Genomic DNA, 21,059 nt, shown 5'->3' with positions numbered 1-21,059 from the left:
AAACAGGTTTCAGGGAAGTTGTATGGCAACCATTCATGTAGACGGTAAAGAGTTCGAGGTAGACGGGGCAGACAACCTGCTGCAAGCCTGTCTGTCGCTGGGTCTGGACGTCCCCTATTTTTGCTGGCACCCGGCGCTCGGCAGCGTCGGCGCCTGCCGCCAGTGCGCGGTCAAACAGTACCAGAATGCCGACGACAAGCGCGGCCGCCTGGTCATGTCCTGCATGACCCCCTCCACCGATGGCACCTATATCTCCATCGAGGACGAAGAGGCGAAGGAGTTTCGCAAGACGGTGGTGGAGTGGCAGATGACCAACCACCCCCACGACTGCCCGGTGTGCGAAGAGGGTGGCGCCTGCCACCTGCAGGACATGACGGTGATGACGGGCCACAACAGCCGCCGCTACCGCTTCACCAAGCGCACCCACCAGAATCAGGATCTCGGCCCCTTCATCAACCACGAGATGAACCGCTGCATCGCCTGCTATCGCTGCGTGCGCTACTACAAGGATTACGCCGGCGGCGAGGATCTGGGGGTCTATGGCGCCCACGACAACGTCTACTTCGGCCGGGTCGAGGATGGCACCCTGGAGAGCGAGTTCTCCGGCAACCTGGTGGAGGTCTGCCCCACCGGCGTCTTCACCGACAAGACCCACTCCGAGCGCTACAACCGCAAGTGGGACATGCAGTTTGCGCCCAGCATCTGCCAGCAGTGCTCGGTCGGCTGCAACATCAGCCCGGGGGAGCGTTATGGCGAGCTGCGCCGCATCGAGAACCGCTTCCACGGCGCCCTGAACCACTACTTCCTCTGTGATCGCGGCCGCTTCGGTTACGGCTATGTCAACCAGGCCGATCGCCCGCGCCAGCCGCTGCTGCGCGATGGCAATGACAAACTGGCCATCACGGTGGATGGCGCCCTCAACCGCGCTGCCGATGCCCTGCGCACCGCCGCCGGCATCATCGGCATCGGCTCGCCCCGCGCCTCGCTCGAGAGCAACTTCGCCCTGCGCGAGCTGGTGGGCGCCGACAACTTCTACGCAGGCGTTGAGCAGAGCGAATGGGCCTGCCTGCAGAAGATGCTGCATGTGCTGCACCAGGGCGGGGTACGTACCCCGAGCCTTAGGGACATGGAAGAGGCCGACGCCGTGCTGGTGCTGGGTGAAGATGTCACCCAGACGGCCGCCCGTATTGCCCTGGCCCTGCGTCAAGCGGTCAAGGGCAAGGGACGCGAGATCGCCCGCAAGCTGAAGGTGGACTTGTGGCAGGTCGCCGCGGTGCAGACGCTCGCTCAAAATGAGCGCTACCCCTTGCTCATCACCAGCCTGGATCAGACCCGTCTCGACGACGTGGCCGCCGATACATTGCATGCCCCCCACGCCGATCAGGCCCGCCTCGGCTTTGCCATCGCCCACCTGCTCGACGGCTTGGCCCCTGCCCCGCAGGATCTGGACGCCGATCAGCTGGCGCAAGCCAGCCGCTGGGCCGAGCTGCTCGGCAATGCCAAAAAGCCCCTCATCATCGCAGGCAATGGTGCCCGCAGTCAGGCGCTGATCGAGGCAGCCAGCAACATAGCCCACGCCCTCAAGGGTCGCGGTCAGGCCGTCGAACTGGCGCTGGTGGCCCAGGAAGCCAACAGCCTGGGGCTGGCCATGCTGGCTGGCAACGCCGCCCCGCTTGAAGCTGCCCTCGAGCGCATCGAAGGGAGCGATCGGCTTGCGCTGATCACCCTGGAGAACGATCTCTACCGCCGTGCCCCCCGCAACCGGATCGATGCCGCCATCAAGCGCCTGCAGCATCTGCTGGTGGTGGATCATCAGGACACCCGCACCGCCCAGCAGGCCCACCTGGTGCTGCCTGCCGCCAGCTTCGCGGAGGCCGATGGCACCCTGATCAACATGGAAGGCCGCGCCCAGCGCTTCTTCCAGGTCTATGCCCCCGCCTTCTACGACGCCGACATCCAGGTACGCGAGGGCTGGCGCTGGCTGGCCGCGCTGCAAGGCACGCTGGACAGAAAGGCCCCGCGCTGGAGCACCTTCGACGAGGTGAGTGCGGCCTGCGCCGCCTCGGCTCCGCTACTGGCCACCATGCGCGAAGCCGCCCCCAACGCGGGTCTGCGCATCCGTGGCATGAAGCTCGCCCGCGAGCCGCACCGCTACAGCGGCCGCACCTCCATGCTGGCGGATCAGAACGTGAGCGAGCCCCGTGTGGCGCAAGACCCCGACTCCCCCTTCAACTTCTCCATGGAAGGCTATGCCGGTGCCCGCCAACCCCTGCAACAGGTGCCGTTCGCCTGGGCACCGGGCTGGAACTCCCCCTCCGCCTGGAACAAGTTCCAGGACGAGGTGGGTGGCAACCTGCGGGCCGGCGATCCCGGTCGTCGCCTGCTGGAGCCGGGCAGCGAGTCCCTCGGCTGGTTCGACACCATTCCCGCCCCCTTCAGGGCAGAGGCAGCCCTGCAGGTGGTCAGTTATGACCAGCTGTTCGGTGGCGACGAGCTCTCCGCGCGCAGCCCCGTCATCCAGGCCCGCATGGGGGACCCCGAGCTGGTGCTGAACCCGGCCGACGCCGCCCGCTTGGCCCTTCATGCCGGCCATCTGGTGGCCTTCTCCTGGGGTGGCCACCACTGGCGGCTGACCCTGCGGATCAGCGAACGGCTGGCACCGGGCCTGCTCGGCCTGCCCCTGGGGGCCCATGGTCTGCCGACCGCGCTGCACCAGGCCTATGTGACTGACTTGCAGGAGGCCATCGCATGAGCAATGAGCTGATCGATCTGTTGCTGGAGGTAGGCAAAGCCTTGATCGTGCTGGTGGGGATCGTGGGGGCTGGCGCCTTCATGAGCTTCATCGAGCGCCGTCTGCTGGCGCTCTGGCAAGACAGGTACGGCCCCAACCGGGTGGGCCCCTTCGGCCTGCTGCAACTGGCGGCCGACATGGTCAAGATGTTCTTCAAGGAGGACTGGATCCCGCCGTTCGCGGATCGCCGGATCTTCGTGCTGGCCCCCATCATCGCCTTCACCGCCTTCATCCTGGCGTTTGCGGTGGTGCCCATCACCCCCACCTGGGGCGTGGCGGATCTCAACGTGGGGCTGCTCTACATCCTGGCCATCGCAGGGCTCGCGGTCTACGCCGTGCTGTTCGCCGGCTGGTCGAGCAACAACAAGTACTCATTGCTCGGCAGCCTGCGCGCCTCGGCCCAGACCCTCTCCTACGAGGTGTTCCTCGGCCTCTCCTTGATGGGCATCGTCATCCAGACCGGCAGCTTCAACCTGCGGGACATAGTGGAAGCGCAAGCCGGTTTGTGGAACGTGATCCCCCAGTTCCTGGGCTTCATCACCTTCCTGTTTGCCGGGGTTGCCGTCACCCACCGCCACCCGTTTGACCAGCCGGAGGCCGAGCAGGAGCTCGCCGACGGCTATCACATCGAGTACGCGGGCATGAAATGGGGTCTCTTCTTCGTGGGCGAGTACATCGGCATAGTGCTGATCTCCTCCCTCATCGTGACCCTCTTCTTCGGTGGCTGGCACGGCCCCTGGTTGCCGCCCTTCATCTGGTTTGCCCTGAAGACCGCCTGTTTCATGGTGTTCTTCATCCTGCTGCGGGCCTCCCTGCCCCGCCCGCGCTTTGACCAGGTGATGTCCTTTGGCTGGAAAGTCTGCTTACCGCTTACCTTGCTCAACATGCTGGTAACCGGCGCCGTCGTGCTTATGAACGTGCAGTGAGGCACCAATGAAAATTACGAGCATTATCAAGGGTGTTGGCACCCAACTGCGCAGTCTGGGGATGGTCTTCTCCCATGCATGGCGCCCCCGCGAGACCCTGAACTACCCGGAGCAGCAGGTCTATGCCGCGCCCCGTTTCCGTGGCCGCATCGTACTGACTCGGGATCCGGACGGTGACGAGCGCTGTGTGGCGTGCAACCTGTGCGCCGTGGCCTGCCCGGTCGGCTGCATCTCGCTGCAAAAAGCGGAGCGGGACGACGGTCGCTGGTACCCGGAGTTCTTCCGCATCAACTTCTCCCGCTGCATCTTCTGCGGCCTGTGTGAAGAGGCCTGCCCCACCACCGCCATCCAGCTGACGCCGGATTTCGAGATGGGGGAGTATCGCCGCCAGGATCTGGTGTACGAGAAGGAAGATCTGCTGATCAGCGGCCCCGGCAAATACCCGGACTACAACTTCTACCGCATGAGCGGGATGGCCATCGACGGCAAGCCCAAAGGGGATGCCGAGAACGAAGCCAAGCCCATCGATGTCAAGAGCCTGCTGCCCTAGGAGTCAATCATGGAACTGGCATTTTATGCCGCGGCCCTGGTCGCCGTTTACAGCACGCTGCGGGTCATCAGCACCAGCAACCCCATGCATGCGCTGCTCAATCTCATCATCTCCCTCATCGCCGTGGCCATGATCTTCTTCTGCCTGGGGGCCTCCTTCGCAGGCGCCCTGCAGGTGATCGTCTACGCCGGCGCCATCATGGTGCTGTTCGTGTTCGTGGTGATGATGCTGAACCTGGGTTCCTCCCAGGATCAGGAGCGCAACTGGCTCACCCCCATGACCTGGGGTGGGCCCGCCCTGCTCTCCCTCATCCTGCTCGGCTTTCTGGCCTACGGTATCCTCGGGGTCACCGGCGGTGAGCTGGGGCTGACCGACGTCAGCGCCAAGGAGGTCGGCATCGCCCTGTTCGGCCCCTATGTGCTGGCGGTGGAGCTAGCCTCCATCCTGCTGCTGGCGGGTCTGGTCACCGCCTATCACCTTGGCCGTGAAGACAAGAGCGGGGAAGTGCTTTCCGTCCCCAAAACCGCCCCCCGTCCGAACCAAGAAGGAGGTCAGCAATGAGTGGTATCCCCATGGTGATGCATGACCTGCTGCTGGCGGCTTGCCCCCTTTCCGTCCTGCAAGCGCAAGGAGAATGGCGATGAACGGAATCCCAATGGAACACGGCTTGCTGCTGGCCGCCATCCTGTTCTGCATCGGTTTGTGCGGTCTGCTGATCCGCCGCAACCTGCTGTTTATCCTCATGAGTATCGAGATCATGATGAATGCGTCCGCGCTGGCGTTCGTGGTGGCAGGCAGCCGCTGGGCCCAGGCCGACGGCCAGATCATGTACATACTGGTGATTTCTCTGGCGGCAGCGGAGGCCAGTATCGGCCTCGCCCTGTTACTGCTGCTCTATCGTCGTTACCACACCCTGAACGTGGACACTGTGAGCGAGATGCGCGGATGAGCCTCCTATACCTGACTTTTCTATTCCCCCTGCTGGGGTGGCTGGTGCTGGCCTTCTCCATCGGCCGTTTCGGCGAGCGTAGCGCGGCACTGATCGGTGTCGGCAGCATAGGCCTGTCGGCCCTGACCACGCTCTGGGTTGGCATCGACTTTTTCGGCAACATGCCGGAAGGCGGCGTCTATACCCAGACCCTGTGGCAGTGGATGTCGGTGGGCAGCTTCGCCCCCACTTTCCGTCTGGCGCTGGATGGGCTGTCCCTCACCATGCTCGGGGTGGTGACCGGGGTGGGCTTCTTCATCCACCTGTTCGCCTCCTGGTACATGCGCGGGGAAGAGGGCTATTCCCGCTTCTTCACCTACACCAACCTCTTCATCGCCAGCATGGTGTTCCTGGTGCTGGCCGATGATCTGCTGTTCGTCTACCTCGGCTGGGAAGGGGTGGGGCTGTGCAGCTACCTGCTGATCGGCTTCTACTACCGCAACCCCGCCAACGGCGCCGCCGCCCTCAAGGCATTCGTGGTGACCCGGGTCGGCGACGTCTTCCTCGCCATCGGGCTCTTCGTGCTCTACCGCGAGCTCGGCACCCTCAACATCCACGAGCTGCTGGTGCGCGCCCCCGCGATGTTTGCCGAGGGCTCCCCTGCCCTGTCGTTCGCCTGCCTGATGCTGCTCGGTGGCGCGGTCGGCAAGTCCGCCCAGCTGCCGCTGCAGACCTGGCTGGCAGACGCCATGGCGGGCCCGACCCCGGTCTCGGCGCTGATCCACGCGGCCACCATGGTGACCGCCGGTGTCTACCTCATCGCCCGCACCCATGGTCTGTTCCTGCTGGCCCCGGAGATCCTCCATCTGGTGGCCCTGGCCGGTGCCATCACGCTGGTGCTGGCAGGCTTCGCCGCCCTGGTACAGACCGACATCAAGCGGATTTTGGCCTACTCCACCATGAGCCAGATTGGCTACATGTTCCTGGCTCTGGGGGTCGGCGCCTGGGAAGGGGCCATCTTCCACCTGATGACCCACGCCTTCTTCAAGGCGCTGCTGTTCCTCTCCGCCGGTGCCGTCATAGTCGCGACCCATCACGAGCAGAACATCTTCAAGATGGGCGGCCTGCGCAAGAGTCTACCGCTGGTCTATGCCTGCTTCCTGGTGGGGGGCTCGGCCCTGGCCGCGCTGCCGCTGGTCACCGCCGGCTTCTACAGCAAGGACGCCATCCTCTGGCAGGTGCAGGCCAGTGGCCAGAGCACCCTGCTGTGGGCCGGTCTGGGTGGGGCCTTCCTGACCTCCCTTTACACCTTCCGCCTCATCTTCATCGCCTTCCATGGCAAGGTGCAGACCGAGGCGCACGCCGGACACGGTCTGGCCCACCAGCTGCCGCTGCTGGTGCTGCTGGTGCTCTCCACCGGGGTGGGTGCATTGATAGTGCCGCCGCTCGCCGGGGTGTTGCCGGCTGGCCCCGGGGATCATATCGAGGAGGGGCGCCACGCTCTGGAAGTAGCCTCCGGTATCGTCGCCATCGCCGGCATCGCTTTGGCCGCCTTCCTCTTCCTCGGCGAACGTCGCCTGGCGAAGGGGATCGCCGAGAGTGCGCCGGGCCACGCCCTCAGCACCCTCTGGTTCAATGCCTGGGGCTTTGACTGGCTCTATGACTGGCTCTGGGTCAAGCCCTACCTGCTGACAACCCGCTTGCTCGGCAAGGACCCACTGGATCGGATGATGAACCTGCCCGCCGTGCTGGCCCAGGGTGGCCACCAGCTGCTGGCCTGGACCGTCTCCGGCAAGCTGCGCTGGTACGCCGCCTCCATGGGGATGGGCGCCGCCCTGATCCTGGCCCTGCTGCTGCTCGGCTGATCCATGAGCCCAATATGTGTGGCAGGCCAGGGGCCTGCCCGACTAGAACCTAGACGAGAGCTGATATCGTGACCTTACTCTGGATCTTGTTAATTCCTTTCATCGGCGGCTTGCTCTGCTGGCAGATGGAGCGGCTCGGCGGACAATTCGTTCGCTGGGTAGCCCTGCTCTCCATGAGCGCCTGTCTGGTGCTCTCCGGTGCCATCTGGCTGGGGGGTGACTTCTCCCTCGCGAGTCCCGGCCTCCCCGTCTGGGCGGCCGAGTGGCAGCAACCCTGGATCCCCCGCTTCGGCATCTCATTGCACCTGGCGGTAGACGGATTGTCCCTCCTGATGGTGATGCTCACCAGCTTCATCGGCGTGCTGGCCATCCTCTGTTCCTGGAAGGAAATCGTGCAGCGCATCGGCTTCTTCCACCTCAACCTGCTGTGGATCCTGGGGGGCGTGCTCGGCGTCTTCATGGCGGTGGACCTGTTCCTGTTCTTCTTCTTCTGGGAGATGATGCTGGTCCCCATGTACTTCCTGATCGCGCTCTGGGGCCACTCGGTCACCGACGGCAAATCCCGGATCAACGCGGCCACCAAGTTCTTCATCTACACCCAGGCGAGCGGCCTCATCATGCTGGTGGCCATCCTGGGCCTGGTGCTGACCCATCACGCCAGCACAGGTGTCTTCACCTTCAACTACCTCGACCTGCTCAACACTCCGATGAGCAAGGGCGTACAGTGGCTGCTGATGCTGGGCTTCTTCATCGCCTTCGCGGTCAAGATGCCGCTGGTGCCGCTCCATGGCTGGTTGCCTGACGCCCACAGCCAGGCGCCGACCGCGGGCTCGGTGGACTTGGCAGGGATCCTGCTGAAAACCGCTGCCTACGGCCTGCTGCGCTTCACCCTGCCGCTGTTCCCGGAGGCTTCCGCCGAGTTTGCCCCCTACGCCATGCTCCTTGGCCTGTTCGGCATCGTCTACGGCGCCCTGCTGGCCTTCGCCCAGACCGACATCAAGCGCCTGGTGGCCTACACCAGCATCTCCCACATGGGCTTCGTGATGATCGCCATCTATTCGGGCAGCGAGCTGGCCCTGCAGGGCGCGGTGGTGCAGATGATCGCCCACGGCCTCTCCGCCGCCGGTCTGTTCATCCTGTGTGGTCAGCTCTACGAGCGGCTGCACACCCGGGATCTGCGTCTGATGGGCGGCCTCTGGGGTCGGCTGCGCTACCTGCCCGGCGTCATGCTGTTCTTCTCGGTAGCCTCCCTTGGCATGCCGGGGACAGGCAACTTCGTCGGCGAGTTCCTGATCCTCATCGGCAGCTTCCAGGTAGCCCCCATCATCACCATCATCGCCACCTTCGGCCTGGTGCTGGCCTCGGTCTACTCCCTCATCATGCTGCAGCGCGCCTGCTTCGGTGCCCCCAGGGACGAGAGCGTCCTCAAGGGCCTGGACAGACGGGAGCTGGCCATGATGCTGACCATCGCCGGCCTGCTGGTGCTGCTCGGTCTCTACCCGCAACCCGTGCTCGACACCGCCAGCAGCAGTCTGCTGAGCGTGCTGCACTGGTACGCGCTGCCAGCCACAGGAGCACTGCAATGATGCCCTCTCCTTCTCTCTCCCTTTCCTTGTCCACGCCGGGAGCCTTGTCATGACGTTTACCGCCGCCCAACTATTGGCCCTGCTGCCCCTGTTGCTGACCACGGGAGCCATGGTCGCCCTGATGCTCGCCATCGCCTGGAAACGCTGCGATGACACCGCCTTCGTGGTGACCATCACAGGTCTCAACCTGGCGCTGTTTTCCCTGCCCATCGTCATGGCCCAGGGGGATCAGGGGGTCACTCCCCTGCTGCAAGTGGACAGCTATGCAGTCTTCTACATGGGGCTGGTGCTCATCGGTGCCCTGGCCACCTGTACCTTCGGTCGCTCCTGGCTCAAGGGCTACCCGGACAACCGGGAAGAGTTCTACCTGCTGCTGCTGATCGCCACCGCCGGTGGCCTGGTGCTGGCGGGCTCCCGTCACCTCGCATCGCTGTTCATCGGGATCGAGATGCTGACCCTGCCCATGTTCGGTCTGGTGGGTTATGCCTACCGCGAGCGCCACTCCCTGGAGGCCAGCATCAAGTACATGGTGCTCTCCGCCGCCGCCACCGCCTTCCTGCTATTCGGCATGGCGCTGCTCTATGCCCAGGCGGGCAGCCTGAGCTTCAGCGATCTCGGCCTGACCCTGGCCCAGAGCCCGGCTCACCACCCGCTGCTGATGGGGGGATTCGGCCTGATGCTGGTGGGCTTCGCCTTCAAGTTGTCGCTCGCCCCCTTCCACCTCTGGACCCCGGATGTCTATGAGGGCGCCCCGGCGCCTGTGGCCACCTTCCTCGCCACCGTGAGCAAGATAGCCGTGTTCTGCGTGCTGCTGCGCTTCTACCTGGCGGTACCGGCCACCTCGGATCCCATGATCCACTGGCTGCTGGCAGCCATGGCAGTCATCTCCATCGTGGTCGGCAACCTCCTGGCCCTGATCCAGACCAACATCAAGCGGATGATGGGTTACTCCTCCATCTCCCACTTCGGCTATCTGCTAGCGGTGATAGTGGCAAGCCGCCTCGGCCAGATGCCGGTGGAAGCGGCGGGTGTCTACCTGCTGATGTACCTCTTCACCAGCCTGGGGGCCTTCGGCGTCATCAGCATGATGTCGAGCCCCTATCGCGGCAAGGATGCGGACTCTCTGCACAGCTACCGAGGCCTGTTCTGGAAGCGCCCTTACCTGACCGCCGTCATGACGGTGATGATGCTCTCCTTGGCGGGCATTCCCATGACGCTGGGCTTCATCGGCAAGTTCTACCTCATCGGGGTGACGGTCGATGCCAAGCTGTGGTGGCTCTCCGGCGCCATCGTGCTCGGCAGTGCGCTGGGTCTCTACTACTACCTGCGCGTCATGGTCACCCTCTACCTGCGCGAACCCGGCATGCAGCTGCGCGATGCCAGGGCCGACTGGGCCTTCTCCTCCGGCGGGCTGGTGGTGCTGCTCTCCGCTATCCTGGTGGTGGCGCTCGGCATCTATCCCCAGCCGGTCATCAGCCTGGTACAGGGCTTCCAGCACGTGGTGCTGCGCTAGCCTCAAGTGCAGCCCACACAACAAAACCGGCCCCCGTGGCCGGTTTTTTTATCTCCCCAGACTGCCGGGCCCTGGGGTCAAGCTCGCCGTGCCAATGCCCTCCTCCCGTTCAGCCTCTCACCTCAACGCTCATCTTTGCTCTCCCCTCCCTCAGTCACCATTCACCAGCCATCACCCCAAGGGGCATAAAGCCTCTCACGCGCCCATAAAAAAGGCGCTGTCCCAATTACGTGTTGGAAGACTAACCTTGGAGTAGGTCATCACCTTGAGGGCCTCCATCATGGATACCCAAGCCTTCCAACATCTCCTTACCCTGTTCCCGCAACTCTCTGTCCGACAACGACATATCGCTCAACGTGAGTTGCAGCAACCCAGCTTGCCTTCTCGCATTAACGCCTTGCTACCGGATTGCCCTGCTTGTCCCCATTGTCATGCACAGCCAGACCAGCTTGCTCCCTGGGGCTGGACTCGGGGGTTACGGCGTTACCGTTGTAAACAATGCTTGCGGACCTGCTCTACCTTGACCAAGACGCCATTGGCACGCCTGAGAAAATCCCAATGCTGGCAAGCCTATGCCCAGGCGCTCATCGACGGTCTAACCGTCAGAGCAGCGGCTCGGCGCTGTGGGGTCAGCAAGAACACCGCCTTCCTGTGGCGCCATCGCTTTTTGCGTGCCATGGCGGAGCATCGGGCCGACCATGAAGGCGGGATTGTGGAAGTGGATGAGACCTTCTTTCTTGAGTCCTTCAAAGGCCAGCATGTCTGGTCACGACCAGCCCGACAGCGAGGTGGCAAAGGGCGAACCCGAGGAACGGGACCGGATTACATCCCGGTGGTCGTGGTGCAAGACAGGGAAGGCCATCTGGCCGATTTCCAACTGGAGCAACTGGATGCCAGGCATGTGAAGGCGGTCCTGGCGCCGCTAGTCGACAAGGATGCGGTGCTGTGCAGTGATGGGGCAGGCGTGTATGCGAGCTTTGCCCGTAGCCAGGGATTGAGCCATCAGGTGCTGCATAACCGGGCGGGACAGCGAGTGATAAGCGGTGCTTACCATATCCAGCATGTGAACGGGTATCACCGCAGGCTAAAGGAATGGATGGAGCGATTTCACGGTGTCGCGACGTCTTACTTGAAGCATTATCTGGGTTGGCGGCGGATGCTGGAGCGTTATCAACGAGGGATAGACGTCAGGTGTTGCTTGCATGAGGCGCTAGGGCGCCCCATGCAACACGTAATTGGGACATAGCCATAAAAAAACCGGCCACGGGGCCGGTTTATGACTTTCTACCATGTCAGCGCGGGATTAACCCAGACGCACGCGAGCGTTTCTGAACATCCGCATCCAGGCGCCATCTTCGCCCCAGTTGTCCGGGTGCCAGGAGTTCGCCACTGTGCGGAACACCCGCTCCGGGTGCGGCATCATGATGGTGGCGCGGCCGTCCGTGGTGGTGACCGCAGTGATGCCCGCCGGCGCCCCGTTCGGGTTGGCCGGGTACTGCTCGGTGACCTGACCCCGGTTGTTCACGAAACGCAGCCCCACCAGGCCGCTCTGTTGCAGCGCGGCAAGGTGAGCGGCGTCGCGCACCTCTACCCGCCCTTCCCCGTGGGAGACGGCAATCGGCATCACCGAGCCCGCCATGCCGGCGAAGAAGGCGGAGGGGGAGTCCTGCACTTCCACCAGGCTGAAGCGCGCCTCGAAACGCTCGGAGCGGTTGCGCACGAAGCGCGGCCACAGATCGGCCCCCGGGATGAGGTCCCGCAGGTTGGACATCATCTGGCAACCGTTGCACACCCCCAGCGACAAGGTATCGCCGCGCTCGAAGAAGCGCTGGAACTGCTCGCGGGCCCCGTCGTTGAACAGGATGGACTTGGCCCAGCCTTCCCCCGCCCCCAGCACGTCGCCGTAGGAGAAGCCACCACAGGCCACCAGGCTCTGGAACTCCTCCAGCTTGATGCGACCGGACAGGATGTCACTCATATGCACATCCACCGCCGCGAACCCGGCGCGATCGAACGCCGCCGCCATCTCCACGTGGGAGTTGACCCCCTGCTCGCGCAGCACCGCCAGACGGGGGGAGACCCCGCGGGCGATATAGGGCGCGGCCACGTCCTCGGACGGGTTGTAGGTCAATCTGGCCTGCAGACCCGGATCGGTGGCGTCCTGACGGGCAGCGTGCTCCTGATCCGCGCACTCCGGGTTGTCCCGCAGGCGCTGCATCTGCCAGCTGGTCTCGCCCCAGAGGGTGCGAAGCGCAGTGCGGCTGGCGCGGTACACTTCGGTGCCGGCGCGCTGGAACAGGATGAGGTCGTCTTCACGCACCGTGCCCAGCACGTGGGAGCAAGCCGCCAGACCGTGACCGGCCAGCAGGGTCAGCACCGCTTCCTTGTCGTCGCGGCGCACCTGGATGACGGCCCCCAGCTCCTCGTTGAACAGCGCCGGCAGCAGGTCGCCACCCACGCGATCGAGCTGGATGTCGAGGCCGCAGTGACCGGCAAACGCCATCTCGGTCAGGGTGACGAAGAGGCCGCCGTCGGAGCGGTCGTGGTAGGCAATCAGCTTGCGATCTGCCACCAGCGCCTGTATGGCGTTGAAGAAGCCCTTGAGCTGGACCGGGTTGTCCAGATCCGGGGCACTCTCGCCAAGCTGGCGATAGACCTGGGCCAGGGCAGAGGCGCCGAGGCGCTGCTTGCCGTTGCCAAGGTCAATCAGGATAAGATCGGTCTCGCCGAGATCGGTACGCAGCTGCGGCGTGACGGTATTGCGCACGTCTTCCACGCGCGCGAAGGCGGAGATAAGCAGGGAGAGCGGCGAGGTGACGCTGCGCTCCTCCCCGTCCTGCTGCCAGCGGGTCTTCATGGACATGGAGTCCTTGCCCACAGGGATTGTGATGCCAAGGGCCGGGCAGAGCTCCTCGCCCACCGCCTTGACCGCCTCATAGAGGCCGGCATCTTCCCCCGGGTGACCGGCGGCAGACATCCAGTTGGCGGAAAGCTTGACCCGCTTGAGGGAACCGATATGAGCCGGCGCCAGGTTGGTGAGCGCCTCGGCCACCGCCATGCGGGCAGAAGCCGCGTGGGAGAGCAGCGCCACCGGGGTACGCTCCCCCATGGACATGGCTTCACCATGGTAGCTGTCGTAGGTAGCGGCGGTGACGGCGCAATCGGCCACCGGGATCTGCCAGGGGCCGACCATCTGGTCGCGGTTGACCAGACCGGTCACGCTGCGATCGCCAATGGTGATGAGGAAGGATTTCTCCGCCACTGTCGGCAGGCGCAGTACCCGCTCGGCCGCGTCACTCAGGGTGATGCCGTCCAGTTGCAGCGCCTTGCCCTGGGCGGGCAGGGTCTGCACGTCGCGGTGCATCTTGGGCGCCTTGCCGAGCAGCACGTCCAGGGGCAGATCGATGGGCTGGTTGTCAAAGTGCGCATCCGAGAGCGTCAGGTGCTTCTCTTCGGTGGCGGTACCTATGACCGCATAGGGGGCGCGCTCACGCTCGCACAGGGCCTTGAACAGGGGCAGCTTGTCCTGGGCGACCGCCAGCACGTAGCGCTCCTGGGATTCGTTGCACCAGATCTCCAGCGGGCTCATGCCCGGCTCGTCGCTGGCGATGGCACGCAAGTCGAAGCGACCGCCCCGATCGCCGTCGTTCACCAGCTCCGGCATGGCATTGGAGAGGCCGCCGGCGCCCACATCGTGGATGAAGACGATGGGGTTGTCATCGCCCAGCTGCCAGCAGCGATCGATCACCTCCTGGCAACGGCGCTCCATCTCGGGGTTGTCCCGCTGCACAGAGGCGAAATCGAGGTCTTCGGCAGACTGGCCGGAGGCCATGCTCGATGCCGCGCCACCACCCAGACCTATGTTCATGGCCGGGCCGCCCAGCACGATCAGGGCTGCCCCCACCGGGATCTCCCCTTTCTGGACGTGTTCGCTGCGGATGTTGCCTATGCCGCCCGCCAGCATGATGGGCTTGTGGTAGCCCCGCACCTCGACGCCGTTGTGGCTCGGCACCTGCTCTTCGAAGGTACGGAAGTAGCCGAGGATGGCCGGACGACCGAATTCGTTGTTGAAGGCGGCGCCGCCAAGGGGCCCCTCCTGCATGATGTCAAAGGCGCTGACAATGCGGCTCGGCTTGCCGAAATCCTGCTCCCAGGGCTGCTCGAAACCTGGGATGCGCAGGTTGGAGACGGAGAAGCCCACCAGGCCCGCCTTGGGCTTGGCGCCACGGCCTGTCGCGCCCTCGTCGCGAATTTCGCCGCCGGAGCCGGTGGCCGCCCCCGGGAAGGGGGAGATGGCGGTCGGGTGGTTGTGAGTCTCCACCTTCATCAGGATGTCGACGCGCTCCTGGTGATACTGGTATTCGCCACTGGCGGGGCTCGGGAAGAAGCGGCCACCCTGGCTGCCTTCCATCACGGCGGCGTTGTCTTTATAGGCAGACAGGACATGATCCGGCGTCTGCTCGAAGGTGTTCTTGATCATCTTGAACAGCGACTTGGGCTGCTGCTCACCGTCTATGGTCCAGTCGGCGTTGAAGATCTTGTGACGGCAGTGCTCGGAGTTCGCCTGGGCGAACATGTAGAGCTCGATGTCGTTGGGATTGCGACCAAGGCGGGTGAAGTTCTCCACCAGGTAGTCGATTTCGTCATCGGCGAGGGCCAGGCCCAGCTCGATGTTGGCCGAGGCCAGGGCGCTGCGGCCACCGCCCAGCACATCCACCTGGGTGAAGGGGCGCGGTTCGTGATGGGCAAACAGGGCGGCAGCCTGGCTCGGCTCATCGAACACCACCTCCATCATGCGATCGTGCAGCAGGGCTGCGACCTCGCCACGCTGGGCAGTGGTCAGCTCACCCTTGGCCTGCACGTAATAGGCAATGCCGCGCTCCAACCGCTTGACCTGGTTCAGGCCGCAGTTGTGGGCGATGTCGGTTGCTTTGGAAGACCAGGGGGAGATAGTGCCGGGGCGGGGGGTAACGAGAAACAGCTGACCGCTGGGGGTGTGTTCCGGGATGGTCGGGCCGTAGCGCAGAAGCTGGCCCAAGGTCGCTCGCTCCGGGGGCGAGAGCGGGCTCGAAAGCTCGGCAAAGTGCACGTATTCGGCATAGACGTCTGCTATCTCTACTCCTCTCTGTGCGCAGCTCTGCAGCAGCTTGTGGACACGAAACTCAGACAGTGCTGGGGCACCACGCAAGATTTCCATATACCTTTCTCACCAAGTTTTAGAGTGTGGGGGGATTTGAGACGCGCGTATTATAGGGATCAGGCTCACCGCGAACAAACGTTTTTCTCATCTCCCACGATGTGACTCCCTCCACCGTCTCTGGTATAAAGGTGCCTCTCTTTTGACAAATGCCGATTTTTTCAACAAGGGTACTCACCTACTTGCGCTGCATTTTTCGACTGTTTATCGGGATGTTGCTGACACTGGCCCTGGCCGGCTGTGACTTCTATTCCCCCTCCAGCCAGCTGGAGCAGATCCGCCAACGGGGCGAGATCCGTGTTGGCACCCTTTATGGTCCCACCTCCTATTACCAGCGCGACGACACCGCCCAGGGGTTCGATTACGAGCTGGCGCAGCACTATGCCGACTGGCTGGGGGTCAAACTGACCATAGTCCCGGCCTACTCCACCGCCGAGCTGGTCGAGCAACTGCAAAAGGGCAAGCTGGATCTCGCCGCCGCCGCCATCGTCGTGACTCCGGAGCGACGCAAGCTGTTTCGCTTCGGCCCGGGCTTCTACCAGGTATCCCCCAAGCTGGTCTATCGCAACGGCTCCCCCAGGCCCAAAGATCTCGGCGACATCAAGGGCACCATAGTGGTGCCTGCCGGCTCCACCGGTGAGGACCTGATGAAGGAGATGGCCAGCCAGTACCCCAATCTGAACTGGCGCATCAACCGCGATGCCGACGTGGAGGAGCTGCTCAAACAGGTCGCCGACGGCGAGGTCGACTACACAGTGGTGCAGGACACCGTACTGGCCCGCACCCAGCGTTACTACCCCGAACTCACCGAGGGGCTGACCCTCGCCAGCAAGCAGACCGTGGCCTGGGCCATGACCAAGCTGCCCGATGACAGCCTCTATGCCAGCATCATCGACTTCTTCGGTCAGCGCTTCATGGATGGCTCCATCGCCAAGCTCGACGAGAAGTACTTTGGCCACGTGCAGAACTTCGATTTCGTCGACACCCGCACCTTCCTGCAGCGGGCCAAGAGCCTGCTGCCCAAGTACCAGGATCTGTTCCAGACTCACGCCAAGGAGATCGACTGGCGCCTGCTGGCCGCCATCAGCTATCAGGAGTCCCACTGGGATCCTCAGGCACGTTCCTACACCGGGGTGCGCGGCATGATGATGCTCACCGGCCCTACCGCCAAGGCGATGGGGGTGAATGACAGGCTGCACCCGGAGGAGAGCATCAAGGGGGGCGCCCGCTACCTGCAGGAGATGATGGAGAAGGTGCCCGACTCGGTACCGGCCGACGAGAAGGTGTGGTTTGCCCTCACCGCCTACAACATCGGCTATGGCCACATGATGGATGCCCGTCGCCTGACCAAGGAGCTCGGCAAGAACCCTGATGCCTGGGGGGACGTGAAAGAGGTGCTGCCCCTGCTGCAGCAGTCACGCTGGCATCGCAAGGTACGCTATGGCTATGCCCGGGGTGGCGAGGCGCGCAACTATGTCAACAACGTGCGCCAGTACTACCAGAGCCTGCTGTGGCTCGACAACGAGCAACAGAAGGCTCATCGCCGCGAAACCCTGGACGAGGACGACGGCAGCGAGCCGGCCGCCCCGGCAGAGCGCCCCGCCATCATCGCCGAAGTGGTCAAGCAGATCATCACCCCCTGAGCCCTGCCGGGTGTGTCGTCTGGGGAAATTCTCTGTTACCATCCTCCCAGACCCAAGCCTGTCTGAGAGAGGCTTGCTGCAATATATTCATCAACTTGCGATACCGATGGCCCCCTATGTCAGGGCTGTCAGCGTCGCCGGGATGACCAGGGAGGAAAACCAGATGCGAACACGCAGAAGAGCCACGTTGACCAGAAAGACCAGATGCGCCTGGAGCCCCAGACGCAAGCTGAAACTGGCCGACATGAAACGCAAGATATGGCACCGAAACCGCTCCTACACCTTGCTGATTGCGGAGCACACAGCATAAACCCGGCCAAGGCCGGGTTTTTTAATGCCTTTTTATGCCTCGACCGGCGTCAGCTCAAACTGGACTGTACGTTTGGAGATGAGGCTGTTGCAGTGGTGGCAGAAGTAATCCACGGCGCCACATGCCCTGAGCCGTTCAAGCTCATGCTGGCAGGTAGGGCACAGCGCCCGGATCCGATAGTTGGCATGGCACTGGCCACAGCTCGCCTCCGCACTGCGGCTGTCCAGCTCGGCGTGGCAGGCCGGGCATGTCAAGAGACTCATGGTCATCTCCTCTCAGGCATGAGCGCTGGGCTCACCTCTCATCTTGCAGATAAAAAAACGGCTGCCACCGGGGCAGCCGTCAGGGCTTATTTCTTGCTCTTGTTCTTCGCCTTGAGCAGGCGATCCCGTTGCCGCTCCTGGCTCAGGGTCAGGGTGTTCTTCTTGCCCTCGAACGGGTTGACCGATTCCTGGAACTCGACCCTGATCGGGGTCCCCATGATCTTCAGGGACTTGCGGAAGTAGTTGATGAGATACCGCTTGTAGGAGTCCGGCAGGTCATTCAGCTGGTTGCCGTGGATCACGATACGCGGCGGGTTGTAGCCACCGGCGTGGGCATACTTGAGCTTGACGCGGCGACCATTCACCATCGGCGGCTGATGGTCTTCCTGCGCCATCTGCATGATGCGGGTCAGCATGGCGGTGCTGGTACGACGGGTGGCGGACTGGTAAGCCTCATTGATGGACTCGAACAGATGGCCGACACCGCTACCGTGCAGGGCGGAGATGAAGTGGACGCGGGCGAAATCGATGAAGCCCAGACGACGGTCCAGCTCGTTCTTGACGTCCTCTTTCACCTTCTGATCCAGACCGTCCCACTTGTTCACCACCAGCACCACGGAGCGGCCGCTGTGGAGGACGAAGCCCAGGATGCTCAAGTCCTGATCCGTGATGGTCTCGCGCGCGTCGATCACCAGCAGGCAGACGTTGGCATCTTCAATCGCCTTGAGCGTCTTGATGACGGAGAACTTCTCCACCGTCTCGTGCACCTTGCCACGACGGCGCACGCCGGCGGTGTCGATGACCACGTACTTCTGCTCGTCACGCTCCATGGGGATGTAGACGGAGTCGCGGGTGGTGCCCGGCATGTCATAGACGATGACCCGGTCTTCACCCAGCATGCGGTTGGTCAGGGTCGACTTGCCGACGTTGGGGCGACCGACGATGGCGAACTTGATGGGCAGGTCGGCAAACGGGGTCTCCTTGGTGTCTTCCCGGGTGTCGAGATCACCGGCGGCCACCATGCGCAGCAGGGCTTCTTCGTCGAAGTCCTCCTCTTCCTGCGTCTCTTCTTCGGCGGCCTCGACCAGGGTCTCAAGGTGGGGAGCCAGCGCCAGCTCCAGCAGGCTCAACACGCCACGGCCGTGGGCGGCGGCGATCTGGTAGACCTCCCCCAGCGCCAGACCATAGAACTCGGAGACCGCGGAATCACCGTCGATGCCATCGGTCTTGTTGGCGACCAGGAACACCTTCTTGTGGGTCTTGCGCAGGTGCTCGGCGATAGCCTGATCCGCGGCGGTCAAACCGGCACGGGCATCCACCATGAACAGCACCACATCGGCTTCCTCGATGGCCAACAGGGACTGCTCGGCCATCTTCAGCTCGATCCCCTCCTCGGTGCCATCGATACCGCCGGTATCGACCACGATAAATTCCAGCTCGCCCAACTTCGCCTGGCCGTATTTACGATCCCGGGTCAGGCCGGGGAAATCGGCAACCAGGGCATCCCGGGTACGGGTCAGGCGGTTAAACAGGGTGGATTTCCCCACGTTGGGGCGGCCCACCAGGGCTACTACAGGAGTCATAAAAGCCTCATTCTCAAGACGACAAAGGCTCCGGGTCCGAAGACCAGGAGCCGGATATTCAGATTGACGGGCGATCAGGGACGCTTGATTGCGTACAACTTGCCGCCACGGCTCTGCACATACAGGGTGTCACCGTCCACCAAGGGCGCGGCATAGAGACCACTGCTGTCGAGCTGCTGCATGGCCTTGATGGACCCGTCGGTACGATCCAGCCAATACAGGTAGCCTTCCACATCGCCGACCACCACATAGTCACCCAGGACGACGGGGGCGGTCACGGTGCGGTTTTCCAGCTGGGTGTTGGACCACAGCTCGAGTCCATTGCGACGATCGACCGCAAACAGATGGCTGCGGTTGTCGGTCAGCACGATGGCATTGCCGGTCACCGCCATGTCGCGGTAGCCGGAATACTTGCGCTTCCACACCTCGTCACCGGTCATCAGCTTGCGGGCCATCAGCTGGCCATTGTAGGCGATGGCGTAGAGCTCATCACCGGCAATCAGCGGGCTGGCGTCCACGTCGATCATGCGATCCAGTTCGGTGGCGCCGCGCGGGTCAGCCACCTTGGACTGGCGCACCGGCTGACCGTTGCTCAGCAGGGCGATGCCCACCTTGCCATCGGCACGGCCATAGAGCACGGCACCGTTGGTGATGACCGGGGTCCCGGCACTGCGCAGGGTCAGGGGCGGCTGCTCTTCGGACAAGGTCCACTGCAACTTGCCCTCATCGGTGTCGAGCGCCACCAGACGACCCGAGGTGGTCAGCACCACCACGCGACCATCTTCGACGGCGGGGCTCGCCACCACTTCACCGGGGACAGTGGTCTGCCACAGCACTTCCCCGTTCGCTTCGTTCAGGGCGTAGACCACCCCGTTCTCGGAGCCGAGGAACAACTTGCCATAGCGGGAGACCAGACCGCCGGAGAGACGGGCGCTGCGTTTGTCGGCGTTGATGGGCAGGTCCGCCAGATCCACGCTCCACAAGGTCTCGCCACTGTTGCGATCGAAGGCGGTCACGTCGCCATCACGGGCGGCGGCATAGATGTGATCCTCTTCCACCACGGGTTGCAACTGGGAGTAGAAATCACCGATGCCATCGCCGACGGAGGAAGACCAGGCCGTGTCGGCCGTGAAGGCGGACTCGACCACGGGCAGGGGCGCCATCGGGGTCAGGTCTTCCTCGGAACTGAACAGGGAGCAGCCCTGCAGGGCCAGGGAAACTGCCACCCCCAGCGCCATTTTCTTGTACAGATTACGCATCCGGAGCCTCACCCGCTGTCACCGCTGGCAGCGCCAGATCGTCCATCTTCAGCTTGAGCTCGGCGCTGCTCTGCAGGCCGCCGGCATCGGCCGCCACCTGATAGGCATCGCGCGCCTCTTCGGGCTTGCCCTGACCCAGCAGCACATCACCACGCACTTCCGCTACCTGGGCCTTGAAGGCATCGTTGTTGATCTTGCCAAGCTGGGCCAGAGCCTCGTCAGCCTTGCCCTGATCCTTGAGCACCCGGGCCAGGCGCAAGGCGGCGATGGGCTTGATGCTCTCGTCACCGTTCGCGGCCACCTGGGTCAGCTGCTCGGCAGCCAGATCCAGCTTGCCCGCCTTGACCGCAGCCGCGGCCAGTTGCAGGGCAGCCAACTCCGCATAGGCGTCGCCCTGATGGGCGCTGATGAAGCTCTTGGCCTGCTCAAGGGCGGCATCGTCACCCTTGGCGAGCTGGGCTGTCATGGCGTTGTAAGCCTGGGAGGCGGCTTCCTGGTTGGTTTGCTGCAGCTCGTTGTAGTAACGCCAGCCAAAGAGGCCGACCAGACCGATCACGGTCCCCGCGAGTACCGAGGTGCCGTTCTCTTTCCACCAGCTCTTGATGACCTCAACCTGTTGTTCTTCAGTGGTATACACTTCCACAG

Annotated in this window: 15 protein-coding genes; 10 read left to right on the top strand and 5 right to left on the bottom strand. The window is 63.6% G+C overall.

Annotation, left to right across the window (positions count from 1 at the left end; translation table 11 throughout):
• Positions 1–22 precede the first annotated feature (22 nt).
• The 9 genes from nuoG (at position 23) to KI797_RS08495 (ending at position 11,405) form a co-directional block, all read left to right on the top strand.
• A complete protein-coding gene (gene nuoG, locus KI797_RS08535; RefSeq protein WP_226172555.1) occupies positions 23–2,752 on the top strand; it encodes an NADH-quinone oxidoreductase subunit NuoG in 2,730 nt (909 codons plus the stop codon).
• The gene (gene nuoH, locus KI797_RS08530; protein WP_025327220.1) at positions 2,749–3,717 is read left to right on the top strand and encodes an NADH-quinone oxidoreductase subunit NuoH; all 969 of its coding nucleotides are present in this window, start codon (positions 2,749–2,751) and stop codon (positions 3,715–3,717) included. The genes nuoG and nuoH overlap by 4 nt, the downstream gene beginning before the upstream one ends.
• A 7-nt stretch (positions 3,718–3,724) precedes the next feature.
• Entirely contained in the window at positions 3,725–4,267 is a 543-nt protein-coding gene (gene nuoI, locus KI797_RS08525; protein WP_025327221.1) for an NADH-quinone oxidoreductase subunit NuoI, read from the top strand.
• 9 nt (positions 4,268–4,276) lie between these two features.
• Entirely contained in the window at positions 4,277–4,828 is a 552-nt protein-coding gene (gene nuoJ / locus KI797_RS08520) for an NADH-quinone oxidoreductase subunit J (protein WP_171273711.1), read from the top strand.
• A 79-nt stretch (positions 4,829–4,907) separates the two neighbouring features.
• Positions 4,908–5,216, top strand: coding sequence for an NADH-quinone oxidoreductase subunit NuoK (gene nuoK / locus KI797_RS08515; protein WP_005314891.1), 309 nt, complete (start codon positions 4,908–4,910; stop codon positions 5,214–5,216).
• Positions 5,213–7,060 (top strand): NADH-quinone oxidoreductase subunit L, encoded by a 1,848-nt coding sequence (nuoL, locus tag KI797_RS08510; protein WP_226172553.1) that lies wholly within the window; start codon positions 5,213–5,215, stop codon positions 7,058–7,060. The genes nuoK and nuoL overlap by 4 nt, the downstream gene beginning before the upstream one ends.
• 68 nt (positions 7,061–7,128) lie before the next feature.
• Positions 7,129–8,646, top strand: a complete 1,518-nt coding sequence (gene nuoM / locus KI797_RS08505) for an NADH-quinone oxidoreductase subunit M (protein WP_042650466.1) — start codon at positions 7,129–7,131, stop codon at positions 8,644–8,646.
• A gap of 49 nt (positions 8,647–8,695) precedes the next feature.
• On the top strand, positions 8,696–10,159 hold the full coding sequence (gene nuoN, locus KI797_RS08500; protein WP_171273708.1) for an NADH-quinone oxidoreductase subunit NuoN: 1,464 nt from the start codon (positions 8,696–8,698) through the stop codon (positions 10,157–10,159).
• Positions 10,160–10,439: 280 nt separating this feature from the next.
• On the top strand, positions 10,440–11,405 hold the full coding sequence (locus KI797_RS08495; protein WP_226170148.1) for an IS1595 family transposase: 966 nt from the start codon (positions 10,440–10,442) through the stop codon (positions 11,403–11,405).
• Between the two features lie 57 nt (positions 11,406–11,462).
• On the opposite strand, the gene purL is transcribed toward KI797_RS08495, so the two are convergent.
• A complete protein-coding gene (gene purL, locus KI797_RS08490; protein WP_226172550.1) occupies positions 11,463–15,356 on the bottom strand; it encodes a phosphoribosylformylglycinamidine synthase in 3,894 nt (1,297 codons plus the stop codon).
• Positions 15,357–15,505: 149 nt separating this feature from the next.
• Here purL and mltF point away from each other — a divergent pair, with 149 nt between their 5' ends.
• Entirely contained in the window at positions 15,506–16,999 is a 1,494-nt protein-coding gene (gene mltF, locus KI797_RS08485) for a membrane-bound lytic murein transglycosylase MltF (protein ID WP_041205934.1), read from the top strand.
• Between the two features lie 342 nt (positions 17,000–17,341).
• Here the strand turns inward: mltF and KI797_RS08480 are convergent, their stop codons facing one another.
• From KI797_RS08480 to KI797_RS08465, 4 genes are all read right to left on the bottom strand, one after another.
• A complete protein-coding gene (locus KI797_RS08480; protein WP_042650463.1) occupies positions 17,342–17,572 on the bottom strand; it encodes a zinc ribbon domain-containing protein in 231 nt (76 codons plus the stop codon).
• Positions 17,573–17,658: 86 nt separating this feature from the next.
• Positions 17,659–19,155, bottom strand: a complete 1,497-nt coding sequence (gene der, locus KI797_RS08475) for a ribosome biogenesis GTPase Der (RefSeq protein ID WP_041205938.1) — start codon at positions 19,153–19,155, stop codon at positions 17,659–17,661.
• 74 nt (positions 19,156–19,229) lie between these two features.
• Entirely contained in the window at positions 19,230–20,414 is a 1,185-nt protein-coding gene (gene bamB / locus KI797_RS08470) for an outer membrane protein assembly factor BamB (RefSeq protein WP_226172548.1), read from the bottom strand.
• Entirely contained in the window at positions 20,407–21,057 is a 651-nt protein-coding gene (locus tag KI797_RS08465) for a YfgM family protein (protein ID WP_041205942.1), read from the bottom strand. Before KI797_RS08465 ends, bamB begins: the two co-directional genes overlap by 8 nt.
• Between the last annotated feature and the right edge of the window lie 2 nt (positions 21,058–21,059).

The organism is Aeromonas media (genome assembly GCF_020423125.1).
Lineage (GTDB): Bacteria > Pseudomonadota > Gammaproteobacteria > Enterobacterales > Aeromonadaceae > Aeromonas > Aeromonas media.
The sequence above is the reverse complement of the archived record's forward strand: the minus strand, read 5'-3'. Positions and strand labels throughout refer to the sequence as shown.

Excerpts from the sequence above, each read along its gene's own strand:
- nuoJ (WP_171273711.1), top strand. The coding sequence starts at position 4,277 with ATGGAACTGGCATTTTATGCCGCGGCCCTGGTCGCCGTTTACAGCACG.
- KI797_RS08480 (WP_042650463.1), bottom strand. The coding sequence starts at position 17,572 with ATGAGTCTCTTGACATGCCCGGCCTGCCACGCCGAGCTGGACAGCCGC.
- nuoG (WP_226172555.1), top strand. The coding sequence starts at position 23 with ATGGCAACCATTCATGTAGACGGTAAAGAGTTCGAGGTAGACGGGGCA.
- nuoL (WP_226172553.1), top strand. The coding sequence starts at position 5,213 with ATGAGCCTCCTATACCTGACTTTTCTATTCCCCCTGCTGGGGTGGCTG.
- mltF (WP_041205934.1), top strand. The coding sequence starts at position 15,506 with ATGCCGATTTTTTCAACAAGGGTACTCACCTACTTGCGCTGCATTTTT.
- nuoH (WP_025327220.1), top strand. The coding sequence starts at position 2,749 with ATGAGCAATGAGCTGATCGATCTGTTGCTGGAGGTAGGCAAAGCCTTG.
- nuoK (WP_005314891.1), top strand. The coding sequence starts at position 4,908 with ATGAACGGAATCCCAATGGAACACGGCTTGCTGCTGGCCGCCATCCTG.
- KI797_RS08495 (WP_226170148.1), top strand. The coding sequence starts at position 10,440 with ATGGATACCCAAGCCTTCCAACATCTCCTTACCCTGTTCCCGCAACTC.
- bamB (WP_226172548.1), bottom strand. The coding sequence starts at position 20,414 with ATGCGTAATCTGTACAAGAAAATGGCGCTGGGGGTGGCAGTTTCCCTG.
- purL (WP_226172550.1), bottom strand. The coding sequence starts at position 15,356 with ATGGAAATCTTGCGTGGTGCCCCAGCACTGTCTGAGTTTCGTGTCCAC.
- nuoI (WP_025327221.1), top strand. The coding sequence starts at position 3,725 with ATGAAAATTACGAGCATTATCAAGGGTGTTGGCACCCAACTGCGCAGT.
- der (WP_041205938.1), bottom strand. The coding sequence starts at position 19,155 with ATGACTCCTGTAGTAGCCCTGGTGGGCCGCCCCAACGTGGGGAAATCC.
- nuoN (WP_171273708.1), top strand. The coding sequence starts at position 8,696 with ATGACGTTTACCGCCGCCCAACTATTGGCCCTGCTGCCCCTGTTGCTG.